This window comes from Acinetobacter terrestris (assembly GCF_004331155.1).
GTDB classification, from domain to species: domain Bacteria; phylum Pseudomonadota; class Gammaproteobacteria; order Pseudomonadales; family Moraxellaceae; genus Acinetobacter; species Acinetobacter terrestris.
The window spans coordinates 1-22,634 of the sequence record NZ_SJNZ01000022.1; the positions used below are offsets into that span (position 1 = coordinate 1).

The 22,634-nt window shown below is 42.0% G+C and carries 20 protein-coding genes and 1 tRNA gene; 14 read left to right on the top strand and 7 right to left on the bottom strand.

From position 1 onward, the window contains the following. Positions 1–239: 239 nt before the first annotated feature. Positions 240–1,289, bottom strand: coding sequence for a molecular chaperone DnaJ (locus tag E0H81_RS11985; RefSeq protein WP_131319173.1), 1,050 nt, complete (start codon positions 1,287–1,289; stop codon positions 240–242). Positions 1,290–1,641: 352 nt separating this feature from the next. Between E0H81_RS11985 and E0H81_RS11990 the strand changes: the two genes are divergently transcribed. The 5 genes from E0H81_RS11990 (at position 1,642) to E0H81_RS12010 (ending at position 5,845) form a co-directional block, all read left to right on the top strand. Then, positions 1,642–2,319 carry a DUF421 domain-containing protein gene (locus tag E0H81_RS11990; protein WP_131266934.1) on the top strand — a complete coding sequence of 226 codons (678 nt, stop codon included), beginning with the start codon at positions 1,642–1,644 and terminating at the stop codon, positions 2,317–2,319. A gap of 343 nt (positions 2,320–2,662) precedes the next feature. Beyond that, positions 2,663–3,610: a transporter substrate-binding domain-containing protein gene (locus E0H81_RS11995; RefSeq protein WP_131319175.1), complete on the top strand. Its 948-nt coding sequence runs from the start codon at positions 2,663–2,665 to the stop codon at positions 3,608–3,610. Positions 3,611–3,678: 68 nt separating this feature from the next. Beyond that, positions 3,679–4,422: an amino acid ABC transporter permease gene (locus tag E0H81_RS12000; protein ID WP_131319177.1), complete on the top strand. Its 744-nt coding sequence runs from the start codon at positions 3,679–3,681 to the stop codon at positions 4,420–4,422. Continuing rightward, positions 4,422–5,105 carry an ABC transporter permease subunit gene (locus E0H81_RS12005; protein WP_131266940.1) on the top strand — a complete coding sequence of 228 codons (684 nt, stop codon included), beginning with the start codon at positions 4,422–4,424 and terminating at the stop codon, positions 5,103–5,105. The genes E0H81_RS12000 and E0H81_RS12005 overlap by 1 nt, the downstream gene beginning before the upstream one ends. Before the next feature lie 14 nt (positions 5,106–5,119). Next, a complete protein-coding gene (locus E0H81_RS12010) occupies positions 5,120–5,845 on the top strand; it encodes an amino acid ABC transporter ATP-binding protein (RefSeq protein WP_171255174.1) in 726 nt (241 codons plus the stop codon). 58 nt (positions 5,846–5,903) lie between these two features. On the opposite strand, the gene E0H81_RS12015 is transcribed toward E0H81_RS12010, so the two are convergent. Then, entirely contained in the window at positions 5,904–6,638 is a 735-nt protein-coding gene (locus tag E0H81_RS12015; RefSeq protein WP_131319179.1) for a carbonic anhydrase, read from the bottom strand. A gap of 606 nt (positions 6,639–7,244) precedes the next feature. Between E0H81_RS12015 and E0H81_RS12020 the strand changes: the two genes are divergently transcribed. Further along, on the top strand, positions 7,245–8,432 hold the full coding sequence (locus E0H81_RS12020) for an ammonium transporter (protein ID WP_131319181.1): 1,188 nt from the start codon (positions 7,245–7,247) through the stop codon (positions 8,430–8,432). Positions 8,433–8,553: 121 nt separating this feature from the next. On the opposite strand, the gene E0H81_RS12025 is transcribed toward E0H81_RS12020, so the two are convergent. From E0H81_RS12025 to E0H81_RS12035, 3 genes are all read right to left on the bottom strand, one after another. Beyond that, positions 8,554–9,240 (bottom strand): HAD family hydrolase, encoded by a 687-nt coding sequence (locus E0H81_RS12025; RefSeq protein WP_131319183.1) that lies wholly within the window; start codon positions 9,238–9,240, stop codon positions 8,554–8,556. Positions 9,241–9,538: 298 nt separating this feature from the next. Beyond that, a complete protein-coding gene (locus E0H81_RS12030; protein WP_131319185.1) occupies positions 9,539–10,675 on the bottom strand; it encodes a porin in 1,137 nt (378 codons plus the stop codon). A gap of 142 nt (positions 10,676–10,817) precedes the next feature. Next, positions 10,818–12,065, bottom strand: a complete 1,248-nt coding sequence (locus tag E0H81_RS12035; protein WP_131319187.1) for an MFS transporter — start codon at positions 12,063–12,065, stop codon at positions 10,818–10,820. A 147-nt stretch (positions 12,066–12,212) separates the two neighbouring features. On the opposite strand from E0H81_RS12035, the gene E0H81_RS12040 reads away from it, so the two are divergent. The 5 genes from E0H81_RS12040 to putP all read left to right on the top strand — a co-directional run bounded on the left by E0H81_RS12040 (position 12,213) and on the right by putP (position 16,933). Then, a complete protein-coding gene (locus E0H81_RS12040; protein ID WP_131319189.1) occupies positions 12,213–12,839 on the top strand; it encodes a 1-acyl-sn-glycerol-3-phosphate acyltransferase in 627 nt (208 codons plus the stop codon). A gap of 64 nt (positions 12,840–12,903) precedes the next feature. Continuing rightward, a complete protein-coding gene (locus E0H81_RS12045) occupies positions 12,904–13,821 on the top strand; it encodes a patatin-like phospholipase family protein (protein ID WP_131266956.1) in 918 nt (305 codons plus the stop codon). Positions 13,822–13,919: 98 nt separating this feature from the next. Beyond that, positions 13,920–14,393, top strand: coding sequence for an NfeD family protein (locus tag E0H81_RS12050; protein WP_131266958.1), 474 nt, complete (start codon positions 13,920–13,922; stop codon positions 14,391–14,393). Positions 14,394–14,407: 14 nt separating this feature from the next. Beyond that, a complete protein-coding gene (locus E0H81_RS12055) occupies positions 14,408–15,262 on the top strand; it encodes an SPFH domain-containing protein (RefSeq protein WP_131319191.1) in 855 nt (284 codons plus the stop codon). Between the two features lie 180 nt (positions 15,263–15,442). Next, a complete protein-coding gene (gene putP / locus E0H81_RS12060; protein ID WP_131319192.1) occupies positions 15,443–16,933 on the top strand; it encodes a sodium/proline symporter PutP in 1,491 nt (496 codons plus the stop codon). Positions 16,934–17,030: 97 nt separating this feature from the next. Here the strand turns inward: putP and E0H81_RS12065 are convergent, their stop codons facing one another. Both E0H81_RS12065 and prpF read right to left on the bottom strand, forming a co-directional pair. Beyond that, on the bottom strand, positions 17,031–17,939 hold the full coding sequence (locus E0H81_RS12065) for a polyprenyl synthetase family protein (RefSeq protein ID WP_131319238.1): 909 nt from the start codon (positions 17,937–17,939) through the stop codon (positions 17,031–17,033). Between the two features lie 144 nt (positions 17,940–18,083). Beyond that, positions 18,084–19,274, bottom strand: a complete 1,191-nt coding sequence (gene prpF / locus E0H81_RS12070; protein WP_131319194.1) for a 2-methylaconitate cis-trans isomerase PrpF — start codon at positions 19,272–19,274, stop codon at positions 18,084–18,086. 322 nt (positions 19,275–19,596) lie between these two features. Between prpF and E0H81_RS12075 the strand changes: the two genes are divergently transcribed. From E0H81_RS12075 to E0H81_RS12085, 3 genes are all read left to right on the top strand, one after another. Then, on the top strand, positions 19,597–20,952 hold the full coding sequence (locus tag E0H81_RS12075) for an amino acid permease (RefSeq protein ID WP_131266969.1): 1,356 nt from the start codon (positions 19,597–19,599) through the stop codon (positions 20,950–20,952). A gap of 91 nt (positions 20,953–21,043) precedes the next feature. Beyond that, positions 21,044–21,116 (top strand) — tRNA-Arg (locus E0H81_RS12080). A 170-nt stretch (positions 21,117–21,286) separates the two neighbouring features. Further along, entirely contained in the window at positions 21,287–22,612 is a 1,326-nt protein-coding gene (locus tag E0H81_RS12085) for a tyrosine-type recombinase/integrase (RefSeq protein WP_131319196.1), read from the top strand. Positions 22,613–22,634 lie beyond the last annotated feature (22 nt).

The following is a 22,634-nucleotide window of genomic DNA, read 5'->3' on the forward strand; positions in this document are numbered from 1 at the left end:
AGGAATCGCCAAACTGCCTGTGTAGTTGAGAAACTCGACTTTTGGGTAGAGGCCAGGTCTTTGATTGCGGGAGCAAGTGAAGCAAGAGGAGTCATATTGAGTTTTACAAGGCTGTTATAGCGTTTGACAAGACGCTGATCCAGGCCAGAGATGTTAAATTGAAGAGCATGCTCTTCAATTTAACGCAAAGCTCGGAAATTGTGTAGATACCTATGACCAAAGGGAGAGGGAGAAAAGCATTAAATCACCCCATTCTCTAACAACATCTCTATCCCTTTCACACGGCTCATATATTTCAGTCGTTCCTTTTCCCATTTTAGTTGCTGCTTAATGGCTGCGGTATCCGCATCAATTTGCTTATACAAATCCGAAATTTGAACTTTCCCTTTGGACTTTTGCACGGCAATTTTGGCATTCTCTGACCAGACCAATGAATCAATGATGTCATCTATCTGGCTATCGAGCTGCTGACTTTGTGCATCAAGTGCCAATTTATAAAACTTGATTTGATCTGCAGTTAAACCTTTTTGCGCTGCCCCTCTATTCTGCTCAATTTGTATTTGCAGTTTGAGTAAATAAAACAAATCCTGCTGCTCATAAGCGGCATTGGCATGTTGCAACATTTCAGTTTTTTCAAGTTTCTTGCTTTCGTCTTGCTCACGGTCAGGGTGAATAACAGCTGCAATTTTTAAATACACCGTTTTCAGTGACTGCTCTGCCATTTTCGCTGCTTGCTCGCGTTTCTCTTGTTGTTTTTTAAGTTTGGCTTGTTCGCGTTGCTGTTCGTGCTTTGTATTATCCCAATCACCGAAAGTATCAAATGCTGTTTCATCTGCATCTGATTCAGCGCTTTCAAACCCGGAATCTGTTTCAGCTAAAGGCTTTTTCTTGGCTTTTTTCGCGTTTGTATGTTCTGCATATTGCTGGTAGAAGGTATCAATTTCTTCGACTGTATTGGCTTCTTGTTCAGACAAGGCTTTGGAGCCTTTTAAATAAGCCGCAAAATGTTGGATTTTTTCATCAAGCAGCACGACTTCAGCTTTTGAAAATTTACCGCCATGTAAGTGCTTCCATAACTGTTCAAGCTGCTGAAACAATACAGTGTGCAATTCGTTATACACCGGCACCAAAGTTTGACGCGCATATTGTTGAATGTCGTTTTGAGCTTTTTCCCATGCTGCCAAGTCTACTTTTTGCTGTTCAATTTTTTCAATCAGACGATTGAGCTTTTTCTGCTGGGGCGAAAGCTCTGCATCTGGCTGAACCGTGGTTTTTAAATTGAAAGACATAGGGAAGAAAAAAGCAAAAGAAAAACTATAGCAATATTCCTGACTCAATGACAGACAAGTGTATGGCAAGCAAATTAAAGGATTAGCTGGAAAGATGATGCCTGATACGCAGCACCTGCCATCACAATGTTTCAGCTTAGATTATCTTATGCCGCGTCCCGCGTGTGAAATTTAAAACTACAAATTGGTTTATTGGCTTATTCATCTTTTTATTTTTTCATACCGGTTATTTTCAATTAACTAAGTTACTCAAATACTGGCAGTTCTTTACCGAACTATAAACATACACCCTGCTCTACTGGTGCATAGTATAAAAAGAATGATGAAGCAATTATAGAAAGGAACAGCATACATGGATTGGGCCAGTATCTTTATTCATGACACCACGTGGACATTTGCCGCAGAAATCACCATACGTGTAATTCTCATGTTTATCATGATTATGATCTTTCTGCGCTTAACCGGGAAACGGGGTATTCGGCAACTGTCCATTTTCGAGCTGGCGATTATTTTATCCCTTGGTTCCATTGCCGGTGACCCGATGTTCACTGAAGATCTGCCGCTGATCCAGGCGCTGCTGATCATGAGTATTGTCATTATCCTGTATCGCCTGACCACCTGGCTGATGATGAAATACCAACCCTTCGAAGACTTAATCGAAGGAAAGTCGCTTTATATTGTAGAAGATGGGGTACTGGTTCTGGACAAGATTAAACGCGGCAAAATGTCGCATGATGAATTCTTTGCTGAAATGCGTCAGCAAGGCATCGAACATTTGGGTCAGGTACGTGCCGGCTTACTGGAAACTGATGGTAAATTTAGTATTTTATTGTTCAAACCGGATGAAATACGTTATGGCCTGCCGCTTTTCCCCAAACAGTATCAGCAAACCACTCAAGTAGAACCGGACACCTGTTATGCCTGCATGTATTGCGGTCATGTCGATTATATTTCCAAGCCGGATCAGCAATGTTCACGTTGTAAATGTTGCCGCTGGGCCAAAGCGCTGAATAGTCAGATGTTAAGTTAAATGGTCATGGGTTCTGGATATTTTTATCTTTTGTTCAAATTAAACCGCCTTGAACTTTAGTCGCAAGTCAAAATAAGGAACTTACTCTGGCATGTTTCCTGCTGTAGTTAAAGTCGCTTGCTATACGGGGTTTTGGCTAAAAAATGGTTATTTCCTAAACATTTATCATTAACAAATTCTGCATAAATTTTGCTTGAGCAATACTAGATAACTCGCTTAAGATGAAATTGATGCAGTCTTGCATGAATAATTACAACAGCATCATTTGTGCATAACTTGATAAATGGATCAGTCCAAGACCATAAGCAAATGATGAATAAAATACACAAAAGGAGTTTTGTACATGACCTCTAAACGCACCCTGACTTCGCTACTGTGCGCAAGCGCCTTTATGTTTGGCTTAACGGCTTGTAGCGACAATAAAGCTCCTGCTTCAAATGACCAACCTGCCAGCGGTGCAGATACGGCATCTTCAGGCACCCTGGATAAAATCAAGAAATCTGGCACCATCGTGTTGGGCTATCGCGATTCTTCTATTCCGTTCTCTTATATTGCCGACAATCCAAATCAGCCGGTCGGTTATGCGCATGACCTGCAATTAAAAGTGGTTGAAGCGGTTAAACAAAAACTGAATATGCCGGACCTGAAAATTCGCTATAACCTGGTGACCAGTCAAAACCGTATTCCTTTGGTTTCAAATGGCACCGTTGATTTGGAATGTGGTTCAACTACTAACAATAAAGAACGTCAGCAACAGGTTGATTTCTCTGTCGGTTTCTTTGAAGTGGGTTCGCGTCTGCTTACCGCTAAAGATTCAGGCGTCAAAGATTTCACCGATCTGAAAGGCAAAAAACTGGTAACTACAGCTGGAACAACATCTGAGCGTTATATCCGTCAGCATCAGCAAGAGCTTGGCATTGGTGAAATTATTTCTGCCAAAGACCATGCAGAATCATTCCTGATGCTACAAAACGGTCGTGCCGCTGCCTTTATGATGGATGACATCTTGCTTGCCGGTGAAAAATCTAAAGCTTCGGATCCGAACAAGTGGGAAATTGTCGGCACTGCACCCATTCAAGAAATTTATGGCTGTATGCTGCGTAAAGGCGACACAGGCTTTAAACAAGTGGTCGATGATGCGATTAAAGCCACCTATAGTTCGGGTGAAATAAACAAAATGTATGAGAAATGGTTCCAGCAACCTATTCCACCAAAAAATATCAATTTAAACTTCAAAATGTCAGATCAGCTTAAAGCGTTAATTGCTACTCCACACGATCGCGATCAATAAACTTTAAAACAACATACTTTCAAAGTCAGGTAAAAGAGATTTTTACCTGACTTTTCAGTGGAGTCACTATGAATTATAGTTGGAATTGGAGTGTTTTGTGGCAATCCACAGGGGTCGGTGACAGTACCTATTTGCAATGGGTTTTAATTGGTCTGGGCTGGTTGTTGGTGATTGCGCTTGTTGCATGGACCATTGCCATGGTTTTGGGCAGCATTCTGGGTATCATGCGGACTTTGCCAAGCAAAACTGCCCGCGCTATCGGAACGGCGTATGTCACCATTTTCCGTAATGTACCTTTGCTGATTCAATTATTTATCTGGTTTTATGTGGTTCCCAACTTTTTACCGTCAGCCATTCGCAGTTGGTGGATTAATGACTTGGGTGCCAATACCACGGCGCTAATTTCTGCCAGTGTCGGTTTGGGTTTATTTACCGCTGCACGGGTCTGTGAACAGGTACGTACAGGCATTGAAGCCTTGCCGGTTGGACAGGTCAATGCCGGTTATGCCATGGGTTTCAGTACTGCTCAACTTTACCGCCACGTCATTTTACCGCAGTCCTTTCGCACCATTTTGCCGCCACTCAGTTCAGAGCTGACCAACTGTGTCAAAAATACTTCAGTCGCTTCACTCGTGGGGGTCGCGGAAATTATTTCCCAGATGAAAACCATCAGTGAATATACGCAAAATACCATCGAGATTTATACCATTGTGACCGTGATTTTCATTGTGATTAACGTCTGTTTAATCTCGGCAATGACCCTGCTGGAAAGACGCTTGCATGTACCCGGTTTAATTGCAGGAGGCAAATAATGGAATGGCTCTCTGCATTTTTAAATGATTTACAACTCTCTGGCCCTGCTCTATGGCATGGTTTCAGCATCACCTTAAAAGTGGTTTGTATTGCCACAGTCGGTGGTATTTTAATTGGCACGATACTGGCTTTAATGCGTTTATCTTCCATTAAGGTTTTTAACTTTATTGCACAAGGTTATGTGAACCTGTTCCGTTCCATTCCCTTGCTGTTGGTGCTGATGTGGTTCTACTTTGCGGTACCTTTTTTTTATACTGCAGTCACAGGAAATTACCTGACCATTGATACCGCGCTGGTCTCCAGTATTGTGGCCTTTATGCTGTTTGAAGCGGCCTACTTTTCTGAAATTGTGCGTGCCGGCATTCAGTCCATTTCGCGTGGACAATCCGCAGCGGCTTCTGCTTTAGGCATGAGTTATGGACAATCGATGCGACTGATTATCTTGCCGCAAGCCTTTCGCAAAATGACGCCGCTCCTGCTGCAACAAACCATTATTTTATTCCAGGATTCCACCATGGTTTATGCCATCGGCTTACTGGACTTTTTCAGAACCAATTATGTTCGTGGTGACCTGATGTCGCTGCTGACCCAGTACATTTTATTTGCAGGTTTGGTGTATTTCACCATTAGTCTTTTGGCCACTTATGCTGTTAAAAAATTACAAAGAAGGTTACGTGTATGAATGATAACAAAGTGATGATCGACATTCAGAACGTGAGTAAATGGTACGATAAATTTCAGGTTCTCACAGATTGCACGACGCAAATTCGCCAAGGTGAAGTGGTGGTGGTCTGTGGTCCTTCAGGTTCGGGGAAATCAACATTAATTAAAACGGTCAATGGTCTGGAAGCCTTCCAGCAAGGCAATATCACGGTCGACGGAATTTCAATTAAAGACCCGAAAACCAACTTGAACTTATTGCGTAGTCGCGTCGGCATGGTGTTTCAGCATTTTGAATTGTTTCCGCATTTGACCATTACTGAAAACTTGACCATTGCCCAGATTAAAGTCTTGGGACGTTCTGAAGCTGAAGCCAAGAAAAAAGGCTTGGCGTATTTAGACCGTGTTGGACTCAGTGCGCAGGCGGATAAATTCCCTGCACAGCTTTCCGGTGGACAACAACAACGTGTGGCGATTGCCCGTGCCTTAAGCATGGACCCGATTGCCATGCTGTTTGATGAACCGACCTCGGCACTTGACCCTGAAATGATTACCGAAGTATTAGACGTGATGGTGGGGCTGGCCAAAGAAGGCATGACCATGATGTGTGTGACCCATGAAATGGGCTTTGCCCGTCAGGTCGCAAATCGCGTGATTTTTATGGATCAAGGTAAAATTGTTGAAGACTGTACCAAGGATGAATTCTTTAATACCCAGCGTGGTGAACGCGCTCAGCAATTCCTGAATAAAATCTTGCACTAAACAGATCAGCATTTAAAAAAAAGCAGATCATATGATCTGCTTTTTTATTGGGATGCAATTATTCAAGAACCAGGCGTGCATTGGTCGGTTGCACAGGACGGTTATTCGGATGTTCCATCAGACTTGAAAATGCCTGAATCTGCTGTTTCGATGCGTGTTGAATATCTTTAAGTACAATCCAGCGCACCCCTTCTGAACATGGCGGCGTGGTTAAAGAACCATTAAAACGATAGTAATCCAACTTTTCAGGTAAGAATGCAGCAGCAAAATCTTGATGTTTCAACTGTACGGCATTGCCTGCTTTTTTCGGTAATTCTTTCCAGAGCTGTTTCAGCTTTTTATTTTCCTGGCCTTCTTCAAACATCACAGCGATAACCGCTAACTCGCCTTGCTCAGTGGCATGCACCAGATGCATTTCCATGGCAAAGCTTTTTCCTTTAATGGTGTTTTCACTTGGGCTATGTAAATGAAATTGTTTCAGATGAAAGACTTTTTGCTCTAAATCGAGAGTACTGCCCTGAGCAAAATTGATTTGCACGGTACGATTATTATTGATAATGGTGTCCGCTTTTGAGCTGTAATTTAATTTTAAAGCAGGCAGTGTTGCGGATATGGTTTGATCAATATTAATCGGTGCTTGATTGACCCCTTCGCAGGCTTGATATTCAGGCTTGATTTTGCCCCATTGTGCCGGTGCAGTCTGCGCAGCATAGCCCCAGTCAAATTGAGTTCCTTCTGCTGCAAAGGTATTAAAACCAATCAGTGCCAGTAATGCGAGCATACTCCGTTTCATCTTTAAACCTTAAAATACAATATAAAATGAGCACTTATCTTCTAGGGTTAAAACTGTGATATCAAAACCAAAACTACCATTTCGTTATGGATTTTGTATCCCGTATTGATTAATTATTCATCTTATCTGGTTTAAATATATTCAGTTTCCTCTACCGTATAAGTTTCTACATCAGATCGAATTTAGATTTGGTTAAAGTATAATTTTTAAAACGCACCCTCATTGATGATAAAAGCAGCTAAAACGGCTTCATCACAATGCATTGCTTAATTATCTTCAAATCATCTTTAAATTATTTTTAATATTTTAGATCAATCACATTGCCACTATTCAGTGCCATGGGAAAACGCCGAAAAAATAGGCGAATTCATAAGTCCTAAATTTAATTTAGTAATCATATATTTATATATACTTTAAATTAAATCTTTTGCCTCAAATTGGTGCATAAAATGCATCTAAAAATCAGGCTTTGCTTTATATCGAGTCTTGAGCATTTTTTTAGATGAATGATCAATATTTTCCTTTTTCAAAACCCTTCCTCAAATTATATGCCTCGATATACTGATCTCCTTTTTGTGAAAAACAGCACTAAAATGGGGCTAAAATATGCAAAATATTGATTTACTCTTTCTCCTTCTTGGTGCAGTTTTAGTTTTAGCCATGCATGCAGGTTTTGCATTTTTGGAGCTGGGCACAGTACGACATAAAAACCAGGTCAATGCACTCAGCAAAATTCTGACTGACTTCTCTATTTCAGCCATCGCGTATTTTTTTGTTGGCTATTACATTGCTTATGGGCAACATTTTTTCCATATTGGCGCAACTTTAGCCGCAGATCATGGCTATAACCTGATGCGCTGTTTCTTTTTGCTGACCTTTGCCGCAGCTATTCCTGCCATTATTTCTGGCGGTATTGCTGAACGCGCCAAAATGCGTTCCCAAGCCATCGCCACCTTATTACTGGTCGCCTTGATCTACCCTTTCTTTGAAGGCATTGCATGGAATGGCAACCTAGGACTGCAACAATGGTTAGAAAGCACATTTGGTGCAAGTTTTCATGACTTTGCCGGTTCTGTCGTGGTGCATGCCATGGGCGGATGGATCGCTTTAGTTGCCGTCATTTTACTGGGAGCGCGTCACGGCCGTTATAAAAAAGATGGTCGAGTAAGCGCACATCCACCCTCTTCCATTCCTTTTCTTGCTTTGGGTTCATGGATCTTAATCGTAGGCTGGTTTGGCTTTAACGTGATGAGCGCGCAACGTCTGGATGCTATTTCAGGTCTGGTGGCGATTAACTCGCTCATGGCGATGGTCGGTGGAACCGTTGCTGCCAACTTCATGGGCAAAAATGACCCGGGCTTTTTACACAATGGTCCTTTAGCGGGCTTAGTGGCGATTTGTGCAGGTTCTGATGTGGTGCATCCAGTTGGAGCGCTTATAATTGGAGCAGTTGCAGGCGTGATCTTCGTGAAACTCTTTACCTATACGCAAAATAAACTTAAAGTCGATGACGTACTTGGTGTTTGGCCATTGCACGGCGTATGCGGAACATTTGGCGGCTTGGCCGTGGGTGTTTTCGGACAGCAATGGTTAGGCGGACTCGGCAATGTTTCCATGATTTCGCAAATGATTGGCACACTACTGGCAATCTCGATTGCACTTGCTGGCGGCTTTCTGGTTTACGGTGCACTCAAAATCACCATGGGCATCCGTTTATCCCAAGAAGATGAATTTCGTGGTGCGGACTTGTCTATCCATAAAATTTCTGCCAATTCGGAAGAAACTATTTTTTAAGCTGATTTTTAAACCTTTCTTTAAACTTAATTACCATTTTCAGCGCGACTCGAAAGAGTCGCTTTTTTTATCTGTATCAATGTGACTTCCCTTTCTGAAAATAGATAAACGACAATAAACCTTATAAATATTGCTGAATTTCAGCTAAATTTTGAATCGTATTCATCGACTTATGATCTTCAGTCTCATGAAAACCTTTAAGCCATAAAGCCTGCATGCCCGCTTGGGTCGCGCCTTGTATATCATTGACTGGATGATCGCCAATAAAAAGACAGTTTTGTGGTGCAACATCCAATTGCCGGCTGGTATGCAGAAAGATTTCAGGATTTGGCTTGCTGATACCGACCAGTTCAGAACTGATAATTTCATCAAAATAATGGCTAAAACCCAAGCCTTGCAAAATGGTTAAACGGGTGGCATGTCCCCCATTGGAAACCACCGCCAGTTTATAACCTTGCTGTTTTAATTCTGCTAACAGACTATTCGCGCCTGGCATGGCAACCGCAGATAATCCAAATTGCTGAAACCAGAATTGAGTAAGTTCTTCAAAATCAGGCAGACTGTTCCAATTCAGTTCTTGCTGTAGCGCATAAGCCACGGAAGCTGCAATACTCGGATGAGTGAGTAATTCTTTTTTAGGGTAGCCCCCATTGTCAATACGGCGAATAATCGACTGAATCTGGCTGATCTCAACTTGCTGTAATTGCTGCTGATAGGTATTCGCCAAATGTTGGCTATATGCCAAAATACTTTGATCACGATGGGTTAAGGTATTATCCAGATCAAATAAAACAGCACGAATTGTCATTTTAATACCTCACAAATCTTGTGGGTTAATGTAGCACCGAAAACATTCATGATCATGCTGTTTCCTGAATATGCTTATCACGTTTCAGCACAACATTATTGGCAGATCTGCATAATTATATCCGCACAATCTTCCAAGGTTTACACCCCCATTCGGCCATCACTTAAGTCTAGATCAAGTTTTAGGTGTTATAAGCCTGTTATCAAAATAATGATTCTTTGTCGATTTTCATTAACCCATATTTGATGCCGTAATAAAAAAGGCGATGTTTGCATCGCCTTTTAAATCTAAATACCCATTAGAATTTATATTCTACACCTGTACCGACAACAGGTTGTTTATCTTCTTTAGAACCTTGTTCAAGTGTTAATTGACCTGCATAGCCATATGCTTTCACTTGCTTGTTAAATGCATAGTCAAGACCTGCAAGAATTTGTTTTGCTTCAAAGTCATTTGTATCGACTGCATTCGATTTAAATGCTGTAGTGTTTTGGCTATATTGCGCTTTTACAGTCCAAGCCTTTGCCGTTGGAAGATTATATTCAGCCCCCAACAACCAGCCTTGAGCATCATCAATCGTATTTGCTAAAGCTGCTGTAGCAGGGTTAGCACTTGGACGACCTACATCTGAACTCTGATAAAGGGCTCTTAAAGACAAGCCATTGTCTAAATTTAAACGACCAATTGCACGAATCGTATCGGCTTCAATAGTCTGGTTTAGAGCTACAGTATTTTCTGTAGATGTCGCATTTAAGAAACCTTTACCGTTAAAACGGCTCGGAATGGCTTTGTCATAACCCAAACCGACTACAAACAGATTATCTGTATAGGTGACAGAAGTAGACCATGAATCCCCTAAACCACGACCGGCAACCTTGCTGCCCCCTTTAGTTGCTTTAATCGTATCGCCTTCACCTGTTGCCAATAATGCTTTGGCTTCTAATTTACCTGTACCAATTTTAAATGCAGGTGTCTCATAGACAAGAACATTATCAATACGGTTTTCACCGGCCAAGATACCGTTTACATCAGCTGAATTTTCAATGTAATTATTAAAGGTATCTACAGTTGCAGATAACTGTTTCACTGGCGTATCAATTTTACCGGCTTTTAAAGCCCCTAATTTTTCATCTTTAAGGCCGACTAACAAGTTTCGTGGAACAAAGACATCTGTACCATTTTCGCCATCATCTACATAAAAAGTAAATTCAGCTTGATACAAAGCACTTAGACGATCGTTAAGTTTTTCTTCGCCTTTTAAACCAATAAATGAGTTATTTGAACTGAGTTCAACAACATCACGGTCAGATGTATTCGCATTATTTTCTGGTAGGTAATCTACAGTTGCATCGATTTCCCCGTAGAATGTTGGTGCTGCAAAAGTAGAGCCTGCTAATAGGCTTAAAGCAATCGCTGCTGCAATTTTGGTTTTCATTGTTAAATTCCCCTAAATTATTTTGTAACAGATGTTACTGTTTAGAAATATTTAAGAAAATGATTTAATTTTTATTTAGTTATCTTTTTTAATGTTTAGATTTTAAATAGATATTTAATTGAATTAAAAAGCTTTTATTGAATTACTCCAGTGTGCTTTTCCAGCGCACAATAGGAAATAAACAGATCACGGCAATCAGGCTGATTAAAAGCAAATAGTCTGCATAGCCCAAAAAATCACCCAATATTCCACTTAGGCTGTATAGGCCCCCACTCACCGTCGCCATCAGCGCTACCTGAAAAGTAAAATCTGTTCCTGCCACGTGTTTGCGGCTGTATTGCATCACCAAAGTCAGAATCACCACCAGCAACATCGCTGAAATCATATCTTCAGCTACATTAATCAAATAAATCATCCACGGTTTAATTGACTGTTGTGCCTCATATTGAAAAGCCAGCCATGTGTATGCAGCCAAGCTAAAAATTTTCAAAACAGAAAAACTCAGCAGCGCATTGGCACGGGAAATATACTTCAGGCTCAGTCCGGCAAGTCCCGCCCCAATTAATGCAGCCAACGCCCCAAGCATGGTCACATAAATACCAATTTGGGAAAATGTCAGGCCTAGATCCACCATCAAAGGCTTTAGCAGAGGCCCGGCTAAACCGTCGGCAATTTTAAAAGTGGTCAGTACCCCTAGCCATAAAGCCAGACTACGGCTTTGATAAAAATACGACAGGTAACTTTTTACTTTGCTCCAGCTAAATGCCTCTTTGTCAGCTGTGTGCTGAATATACTTGAATCGCACAGGTTCTTTAAAGCATAAAACAGGCAATGTATTTAAAAGAACCAGTCCGGCCAAAACTAGAAAAGTGATTTGCCAATCCAGCCAGTCCAATGCCCATAAAATCGCCCCGCCCCCGACAATAAAACCCAGCCGTGAGCCGATGACCTGAAAAGTATTGCCCCAATGCTGCTGTTCATTTTTAAGCATATTGACGGCTAAGCCATCGGTTGCAATATCCTGGGTGGCACCGACCAGATTCATGCTCAGTAAAGCCACAAAAAATGCCAATAGATACGCAGGTTGATTCAAAGCCTGGATCGGCAGGAATGATAAGCCGATGAGTACAATGACACTCAATAACTGGGCCGGAACAATCCAGCTCCGATAATGTCCAAAAGCTGAGTAGCCAAAACGATCAACTAAAGGCGCCCAGAAAATTTTAATCGACCACGGCAACATCAATAATCCAAAGCCGCCAATTTGTGCCAGTGATACGCCTTGGGCACGTAAAATTACCGGTAAAGCATGCGTCATGAAACCAACAGGTAAACCTTGCGCCCAATATAAAGAGAACAACAAAATATAAATGTTAGGTGTACGCGGCATAGGGTGCCCTTATGATCAAAAATTGGATTGATTATTTTTATCAAGCAAGCTGAATTGGAGTTAATATTTTGCCAATGCATCTTATTTAACAAAAGCTTAACATAATTAAAATGCGATAACCTTTTGTCGGGGAGGTCGATAAAAACTATGTCAGCACATTTCCCAACCTTGCCCGATCAAGTACCGGCTCGCGGTAGCCGCTTAAGCCGAACTATTTTCAAAAAAATCTTTCTTGCCCAAGGCTGGAGTTTTGAAGGTGAATTTCCCAACCTGCCCAAAGCCGTCGCGATTATTTCTCCCCATACCTCCAATATAGATGCTTGGCATGGTTTTACTGCATTGCTCGGGCTGGGCATTAAAATTACCATTTTTGGCAAACACACTTTGTTTAAGACCCCGCTTAAACCTTTACTTGAATGGATTGGCGTGATTCCCGTCAATCGCAGTATTCAACAAGGCACAACTCAGCAAATTATCGACTTTATTGATACTCAAAACCAGATCTGGGTCGGTATGGCGCCTGAAGGAACGCGCAAACAGGCTAAATCGTTTAGAAGTGGTTTTTACCGTATTGCCGTGGGTGCCAATCTCCCGATTGTGATGTTTGCTTTTGATTATGACCATAAAACCATTTACTGCTTAGGCGTGTTTCAACCAACGGGAAATTATGAACAGGATTTAGAACAGATTTTAAATCTGTATGCGGGGAAATTCTCTCCGAAAAATCCGTACTGGCTGGCCAAACCGTTACAAAATCGTATAAAAAATAGCTAGCCAAAATTACAACAATCTGCTGTCATGTGCGCAACTTTTGTCTATTTGATGTCCAATTTTAATTATGAAGTTTGTGCAATATTCTTTTATGGGTCTCCTTGCGCTTAGCCTGATGGGCTGTGATAAAGCCATTAAAACGCCAACGCAAACAACAACCATAAAAGCACGTGAACCCGTAATTGCCATTGCTCTGGGGGGCGGTGGAGCCAAAGGTTTTGCCCATATTGGGGTATTGAAAGTTTTGGAATCGCATGGCATTAAACCAAAAATTGTCACAGGTACCAGTGCCGGTAGTTTTGTCGGCAGTATTTACGCCAGTGGTAAAACGCCCTACCAACTGCAGCAAATTGCCCTGACCTTAAAAGAATCCGACATTCGTGATTTAACCTTAAACAGTCAAGGGGTTGTACAAGGCCAAAAATTGCAAAACTATGTCAACAAGCACATTGCCAATAAACCGATTGAACAGTTCCCGATTCGTTTTGCAGCTGTTGCAACGCGCCTCGACACCGGTCGTAAAGCTGAATTTATTAAAGGCAATGCAGGTCAGGCGGTTCGTGCTTCATGCAGTATTCCGAATGTATTCGTCCCTGCAACAATTGGCGGGAAACAATATGTTGATGGTGGGCTGGTAAGTCCAATTCCGGTGAAAACCGCGAAAGATATGGGTGCGGATATTGTGATTGCAGTGGATATTTCTGCACGGCCAGTCGGTGGCAGACCGCTGAATATGTGGGGCCTGCTCGATCAGACCATTAATATTATGGGACAGCAAAGTATCAATGAAGAACTCAGTCAGGCGACTGTGGTGATTCAGCCTAAAGTGGGACACTTGGGCACCCTGGATTTAAAAGCCAGCAATCAGTCTATTTTAGAAGGTGAAAAAGCCACCCAACTGAAAATTATTGCGATTGAAAAAGCCATTACCGATTTTAAAAAGTCGCCCGCCGCGTTTAAAGCAGCGCCCAAAGCCAAAATCTAAAAAAGATGCTTTTTTAATATTCAAAGACTTACTCATCTGCTAGATTGATATAGACGCTTGGTTATCTATATCAATTTTAACAATACACGAGTAGATGTATGGAATTTGCTTTCGAACCTTGGCATTGGTTTGTATTGGGTGTTTTGCTCATTCTTTCTGAATTAGTACTCCCCGCTTTTGCTGCACTATGGTTTGGCATCGCTGCCATCATGGTGGGTGTTTTACTTTGGCTGTTCCCGATGATGGGCTTCACCATGCAACTGGTCACCTGGATTATCCTGTCCGTGCTGTGCACCTTACTCTGGTTTAAATTTATCAAGCCGCTTTCAACCGATAAAACCAAAGCCGGTTTATCCCGTGAGGCGACCATTGGTCAGGTTGGCATGGTCATTCAAACCCATATGGAACATGACCTGATTACCGTGCGTTTCCCCATGCCGGTTTTGGGCTCTGACGAATGGAACTGCCGTAGCTTAGAACCGGTTCAGGTCGGTGACCGGGTTCGCGTGATCGATATTCTCGGTAACGATCTTGTGGTCAAGCCCCACCATTCACATAATGAAAATATATAAAGCGAGGAAATAACATGTCTGGTGGTTCTATTATTGTTTTAGCCATCCTGGTTTTTGCAGGTGTTACCATTTTTAAAGGGGTACGCATTGTTCCCCAAGGGTATAAATGGATTGTGCAGCGTCTGGGTAAATATCATACCACCCTGACACCGGGTCTGAGTTTTGTGATTCCTTATGTCGATGAAGTCGCTTATAAAGTCACCACCAAAGACATCGTGATGGATATTCCTTCTCAAGAAGTGATTACCCGTGATAACGCCGTTTTACTGATGAATGCCATGGCGTATATCAATATCACCACACCAGAAAAAGCGGTCTACGGTATTGAAAACTATACCTGGGCCATTCAAAATCTGGTACAGACTTCATTGCGTTCTATCGTTGGTGAAATGGATCTGGATGATGCCTTATCATCACGTGATCATATTAAGGCCAAACTGAAAGCCGCTATTTCTGATGATATTTCTGATTGGGGTATTACGCTAAAGACTGTCGAAATTCAAGATATTCAACCATCAAGCACCATGCAATCTGCGATGGAAGCGCAAGCTGCGGCTGAACGTCAGCGCCGTGCAACCGTGACCAAGGCAGATGGTGAAAAACAGGCGGCTATTTTAGAAGCAGATGGCCGTTTGGAAGCTTCACGTCGTGATGCTGAAGCACAGGTGGTCTTGGCTGAATCATCACAACGTGCCATTGAGATGATTACTTCTGCGGTTGGCGATAAAGAAATTCCGGTTGCCTACCTGCTGGGTGAACAGTATGTCAAAGCCATGCAAGAGATGGCGAAATCTAACAATGCCAAAACTGTGGTGTTGCCTGCAGATATCATGAACACCATTCGTGGCGTGATGGGTCGTAATCCATAAAGGTTTGCATTTTTTCTATAAAATAGACGGCATTGGCTGTCTATTTTTATTCGAGTTGAGAAAAACTCTGCAATCATTGTGAAATTATGATTAAATTTCGCGTTATTTTTTGAAATTATTTGTGCTTCTTTATCCAAGCCTTTGTTTCGATCTACTGTCCACCTTGTAAATGGATACCGTATGAGCTCCCTGAATCCGACCTTAATTACCTTTCTTTTTTATATTGTCGCCATGATTGTGATTGGCCTCATGGCTTATCGCGCGACAGCCAACTTCTCTGATTACATTTTGGGGGGTCGTCGTTTAGGTAGTTTCGTAACAGCGCTTTCTGCCGGTGCTTCAGATATGAGTGGCTGGTTGCTCATGGGACTGCCTGGCGCAATTTATCTTTCAGGTTTGTCTGAAATATGGATTGCCATTGGCTTGATTATTGGCGCATGGCTGAACTGGCGACTGGTTGCCGGACGTCTTCGTGTTCACACCGAAGTTCAGCACAATGCCTTGACCTTGCCAGACTATTTCTCCAACCGTTTTAACGATCAGAAGAAAATTCTGCGTATTGCTTCTGCTTTCATTATTTTGATTTTCTTTGCCATTTACTGTGCTTCAGGCATGGTTGCAGGCGCACGTCTGTTTGAAAGCATGTTTGACATGTCCTATAGCACGGCGCTTTGGGTCAGTGCAATTGCCACCATCAGTTATGTATTTATTGGTGGCTTCTTGGCAGTCAGCTGGACCGATACCATTCAAGCAACCCTGATGATTTTTGCCTTGTTGCTGACTCCTGTGGTTGCAGTATTAAGCTTTGCCGATATGAACCAAGTAACTTTGGCACTTGAAGCTGCCCGCCCACAGGCAACCGACGTGATTGGCAATTTAAGCTTTGTTGCCATTATTTCATTACTGGCTTGGGGCTTGGGTTACTTTGGTCAGCCGCATATTCTGGTGCGTTTTATGGCTGCAGATTCAGTTACCTCCATTCCAAATGCACGTCGTATTGGCATGACCTGGATGATTCTTTGCTTAGGCGGTGCGGTTGCTGCCGGTTTCTTTGGTATTGCCTACTTCCAGCAACACCCTGAACTCGCCGGTGCGGTAACTGCCAATCCAGAAACGGTGTTCATGGAACTGACCAAAATTCTGTTTAATCCATGGATTGCCGGAATTGTCTTGGCTGCCATTTTAGCCGCGGTGATGAGTACCTTAAGCTGCCAGTTACTGGTGTGCTCAAGTACCTTGACTGAGGACTTTTACAAATCATTCTTACGCAAAAATGCAACGCAAAAAGAATTGGTCTGGATTGGTCGCTTGATGGTGCTATTGATTGCCCTGCTTGCAATCTGGATGGCAGGAAATCCTGAATCTAAAGTCCTCGGCTTAGTAGCTTACGCTTGGGCTGGCTTCGGCGCTGCCTTCGGTCCACTGATTATTCTGTCATTGTTCTGGCGCCGCATGACGCTAAATGGCGCACTTACCGGTATGCTGATGGGTGCGGTTGTGGTCATTCTCTGGAAAAATATGTTTAGTGCGACCGGGCTGTATGAAATTATTCCAGGTTTCATTTGCTCACTAATTGCCATTATCGTGGTCAGCTTAATGGGTAAAGCACCCACCGAAGAAATCACCACACGCTTCGATGAAGGTGATCGTTTATATCAAGACTCTAAATAGTCTTTAGCAAATAATCTTTAGCGTATAAAAAAGAGGACTCCATGTCCTCTTTTTTTAATTCAATTTTTCTAAATCACACGCTTCTAAAGCCCAGTATTTAACTTTTGCGCGACAATAAAAACTGTGAAATCTGATTCAGTTCAGCTGCATTTTCAGCAAAAATTTCCAAAGCACTAAAAGCCTGATCGTGCAATTCTTTGGCATAAGCTTGGGCCTTTTCCAAACCCATCAATGCAGGATAAGTCGATTTATCAACTTGCTGGTCTTTACCGGCAGTTTTTCCCAACACTTCTGTATCGGAAATAATATCCAGAATGTCATCTTGCACCTGAAAAGCCAGTCCAATCGCTTGCGCATATTCCCGTAATTTAGGAATCGCCTGATCGGTGCCTTCAAACACACATACTGCAGCCATCATCACTGCCGCAGAAATTAAAGCGCCGGTTTTATTACGGTGAATATTTTCCAAAGCTTCCTGATTGACATGCTTGCCTTCGGCTTGTAAATCCAGTACCTGACCACAAACCATTTTTGAACTGGCAGTCGCCAAAATTTGCATCTGTTTTAATACAATGGATGGAGCAACCGCAGGACCTTGATCAAACAGACGACTGCCTAATATTTCAAAGGCCATCGACTGCAAAAGATCGCCGGCAAGTAAGGCTGTATCTTCACCAAAAGCCACATGACAGGTTGGCTGACCGCGACGCAGTAAATCATTGTCCATACACGGCAAATCATCATGTGCCAATGAATAGCAATGAATCATTTCAATCGCTACTGCCGCACGACGTACCGCAGCGAAATTTGCATTGGGCTTTATGGCCGCTGTTGCATAACAAAGCGCCGGACGTACACGTTTCCCACCGAGCATCACCGCATGATGCACAGCGCCTTTCAGCGGTTCCGGAATGGAAAATGCGTCTAATGCCGTCAATAAATCGTGTTGAATACGTTGCTGTGCTTGGGTTAATACATTTGCATGTACGTCAGTTAAAGATGACACATTCGCCTCGAATACTTTGCTTTGGTTCGTAGATCTAAACATCAGAAATTCATGATTGATCTAATATACAGCGCTCTTGTCATCATCGACAGAGAACTTGCGACTCATGATACTGCTTTCTCGCAAGTTTCTCTATCTTGTTTACTACTTCAGGCTATCTTCTGGAATACGAACCCAGCCTTCCATCAGCACGCGTGCGCTACGGCTCATCACCGCCTTCTTCACCTGCCATTGTCCATTTTCCTGAACCGCTTCTGCACCGACACGTAAGGTCCCTGAAGGATGACCAAAACGTACTGCTTCACGCGCTCCCCCACCCGCAGCCAAATTGACCAATGTTCCCGGAATTGCAGCGGCAGTGCCAATGGCAACAGCGGCTGTGCCCATCATGGCATGGTGCAGTTTGCCCATCGACAAGGCACGAACCAGTAAATCGACATCTGTAGTTTGAATGTCTTTACCGCTTGAAGATGTATAAGCTTTAGGTTTAGACACAAAGGCAATTTTCGGGGTGTGCTGGCGTTTTTCAGCTTCGGAAATGTCCTGGATCAAACCCATATGTTTTGCACCATAGGCACGAATGGTTTCAAAACGTGTCAGTGCCTGAGCATCACCATTAATCGCATCTTGCAATTCAGTACCTGCATAGCCAATATCTTCGGCATTTAAGAAGATGGTCGGAATACCGGCATTGATAAACGTGGCTTGAAAAGTGCCGATGTTGGGAACTTCAAAAGTATCGACCACATTTCCAGTTGGGAACATGGCACCGCCCTCTTCGCCATCATCGGCAGGATCGAGGAATTCAATTTGAACTTCTGCTGCAGGGAAGGTCACGCCATCGAGTTCAAAATCCCCGGTTTCTTGCACTTGACTATTCGTGATGGGTACATACGCAATAATAGTTTTTTGAATATTCACTTGCCAGATTCGTACCGTACATATGCCATTTTCAGGAATACGTTCCGCACTGACCAAGCCATTGGAAATCGCAAATGAGCCTACTGCAGCCGTTAAGTTTCCGCAGTTACCACTCCAGTCGACAAAAGGCTGATCAATTGCGACCTGTCCAAATAAATAATCCACATCATGATCGGGTTGTGAACTTTTCGCCAAAATCACGGTTTTACTGGTACTTGAACTTGCTCCACCCATACCATCAATTTGCTTGCCGTATGGATCTGGACTGCCAATCACACGCAATAACAGTTGATCGCGAACGGTTCCAGGCTGCTGTGCTGCTTCCGGCAAGTCATCGAGTTTAAAGAAAACCCCTTTACTGGTACCACCGCGCATATAAGTTGCTGGAATCTTGATTTGTGGAGCAAAACTCATTTCATTAATCCTTAATACTTATCGTTGTTTTAAACAACATTCGGAAAATGTTGATCACTTTTATGATAATGCTTTTTTCACTAAAAACCTTCGCTACAGGACTTAAGTATAAAAAAGATACGCTCAAACATTATTGATAAAAGACATTTATAACTTACAAGTCATTGTATTAATAAAATTAATCTATTGATTCATTTATCAATTATTTACAAATTATATCCTGCGCTTATTCACATAATCATGACCATACTAGGGTTGTACTAGGCTAATACAAATCAATCCATTACAATCACTTCACTTATCCATTGTCGGGCTGATTACTTTGAATAGCGAGTCTTCTACACTTCAGCGTGGCTTAAAGAACCGTCATATCCAACTCATCGCCATGGGCGGAGCAATTGGTACAGGCTTATTCTTAGGTTCCGCACAGGTGATTCAATCTGCAGGTCCTTCCATCATTTTGGGTTATGCCATTGGTGGTTTGATTGCATTTTTAATCATGCGTCAACTGGGGGAAATGATTGTACATGAGCCTGTAGCAGGGTCATTTAGTCATTTTGCCTTTAAATATTGGGGGAAATTTCCCGGCTTTTTAGCGGGTTGGAATTACTGGATTTTATATATTTTGGTGGCCATGACAGAGTTGACTGCAGTCGCCAAATATATTAATTACTGGTGGCCTTTTATTCCTGCATGGGCATCAGTACTGTTCTTTTTCGTTGTCATTACTTTGGTCAATCTCGGCAATGTGAAATTTTATGGTGAATCGGAATTCTGGCTTTCCATCATCAAAGTAACCGCTGTTATTTCCATGATTGTCTTTGGTGTGTATCTGCTGCTTACCGCAGATGCAGGCTCAACTTCTTCGTTTAGCAATCTTTGGACACATGGTGGTTTCTTCCCGAATGGCTTTGAAGGCTTGTTCTATATGCTTGCCTTCCTCATGTTCGCTTTTGGCGGGATTGAGCTGATTGGGATGGCTGCAGCAGAAGCCAAAGATCCTGAAAAAACCATTCCTAAAGCCATTAACCAAGTGGTTTTCCGTATTCTGCTGTTCTACATCGGTTCATTGGCGATTCTTTTATCGTTGGTGCCATGGAATCAGCTTGAGTTAGGTGGTCTGGATAAAAGTCCATTTGTAATGATTTTCAGTCAACTTGGGATTGGCTGGGCGGCTCACTTATTGAATTTCATTATCTTGACTGCGGCGCTGTCTGTTTATAACAGCGGTATGTATGCCAATAGCCGTATGCTTTACGGTTTAGCACAACAAGGCAATGCACCTAAAGTATTTAATAAAGTAAATAAACAAGGGGTGCCTATCCCTGCTGTTTTATTCTCAGCACTGCTAATTTTTGGTTGTGTACTTTTAAACTACTTTGTGCCAGAAAATGCCTTAAGCCATCTAATATATGTGGTGGTGGGTGCATTAGTACTCAACTGGGCCATGATTACCTTGACGCACTTGAAATTTAGACAGGCGATTAAACAAGCTTCTATCCAAACCAAGTTCCCTGCACTTTGGTCTCCAATCAGTAATTATTTGGTACTCATCTTCATTGCGACCGTACTTTATATTATGTGGATGCAAGGTTTTAAAGAATCTGTACTGATGATTCCGATCTGGATTGTGATCATGTTGGGTCTATTTAAAGTCCTCAAGATGAATAAATCTTAAGCAAAAACCATAAAGATCAGTATTTAAAAAAGTTATTGTTTCGACAATAACTTTTTTTTTATCAGTATTTGCGCTAAATTAGCTGCGCATTGTGCCCTTAGCTTAACTGGATAGAGCAGTTGCCTCCTAAGTGACCGACGCGGGTTCGACTCCCGCAGGGCGCACAACCCCAATAGCAAAATATAAAACAATTTAGTTAAAAATCATTTATATTCATACATATATACCAAAAACATAGAAGAATATAGGTAAATATATAAGGATATAGTTGCAAAATATAAGGATATGATTGAGGATATATACAGTTCTATTTAATTTGTATCCTTATTCTATTATGGCCAAAAAGACTATTCCGTTATCTGACTCCAAGTGCACTGGGGCAAAACCACAGGAAAAAGACTACTCTTTATATGATGGTCATGGACTTATTTTGTTCATCCGAAAGAGCAGCTCAAAGGTATGGCGATTTAAATATAAAAGAGCTAACGGTAAAGATGGCTTAATGACTTTAGGCAACTTCCCAGCTTTAAGCTTAAAAGCTGCCCGAGATAAGCGCCGTGAATTAGAAGAACTAATAGCTAATGGCATAGATCCAATTGAACACGGCGAAATACAAAAGGCTAAATTAAATAATGCATACAGTTTTGAGGTTATAGCTCGGGACTGGCATAAGGAATATAGCAAGACAGGTCGCTGGATTGCACATACCGCCGAGAGAGCATTAAAGAACTTAGAAGATTATGTTTTCCCTATCATCGGGCAACAGTCGATAGATGCAGTTAAGCCTATAGACCTAGCTAAGGTTTTACGCTCCATTGAAGAATCTGGATATTCAGAAGTATTAAAGAAAACTCGTCAAAGATTTAGCAGCATATTTTCTTATGCAATATCACGCGGTCTGATAGAAGAAAATCCTGCTTACTTCCTAAAAGATGTTTTTGTAATAATAAAGAAGTCTAAACATCACCCTCAATTACCTTTAGAACAACTACCCGAACTTTTACAAAAATTAGAAAATGATAAGGGCTACCCTATCACTAAATTATGTACGGCATTTGCACTTCATACGTTTGTACGTTCCAGTGAGTTCCGTTTTGCACGCTGGAGTGAGCTTGATCTTCAAAAAGGTATATGGATCATTCCAGGGGAAAGAGAGTTTATTCCAGGACAAAAATTTTCTAATCGGGGTGCCAAAATGAAGATGGATCATTTAATTCCATTATCACCTCAGGTTATCGATATCCTAAAAGAGATTCACCCTTACAGTGGCATGACTAAAAATGTCTTTCCAAAGAATGGAGACCCTCAAGGTTTTATTAGTGAATCTACAATTAATAAGACGCTACGCCGTATCGGCTATGACACTAATACAGATATCTGCGGACACGGCTTCAGGGGAATGGCTTGTTCTGCCTTGGTGCAAAGTACGCTCTTCCAAAAAGAAGCTGTAGAAAAGCAAATGAGTCACCAAGAACGCGACCAAGTACGTTTGGCTTATACACATCAAGCAGAATACTTAGAAGAACGTAAAGCTATGCTGAATTGGTGGAGTGACTACTTAGATGCAAATCGAGTAAAGCATATCAGTCCATACGATTTTACTCAGCAATTGCTTAATGATGATGTAATCAATTTTAAATATGCAAAACTGTTTAAATAACCAGTTTTCACCGTTCCTAAGC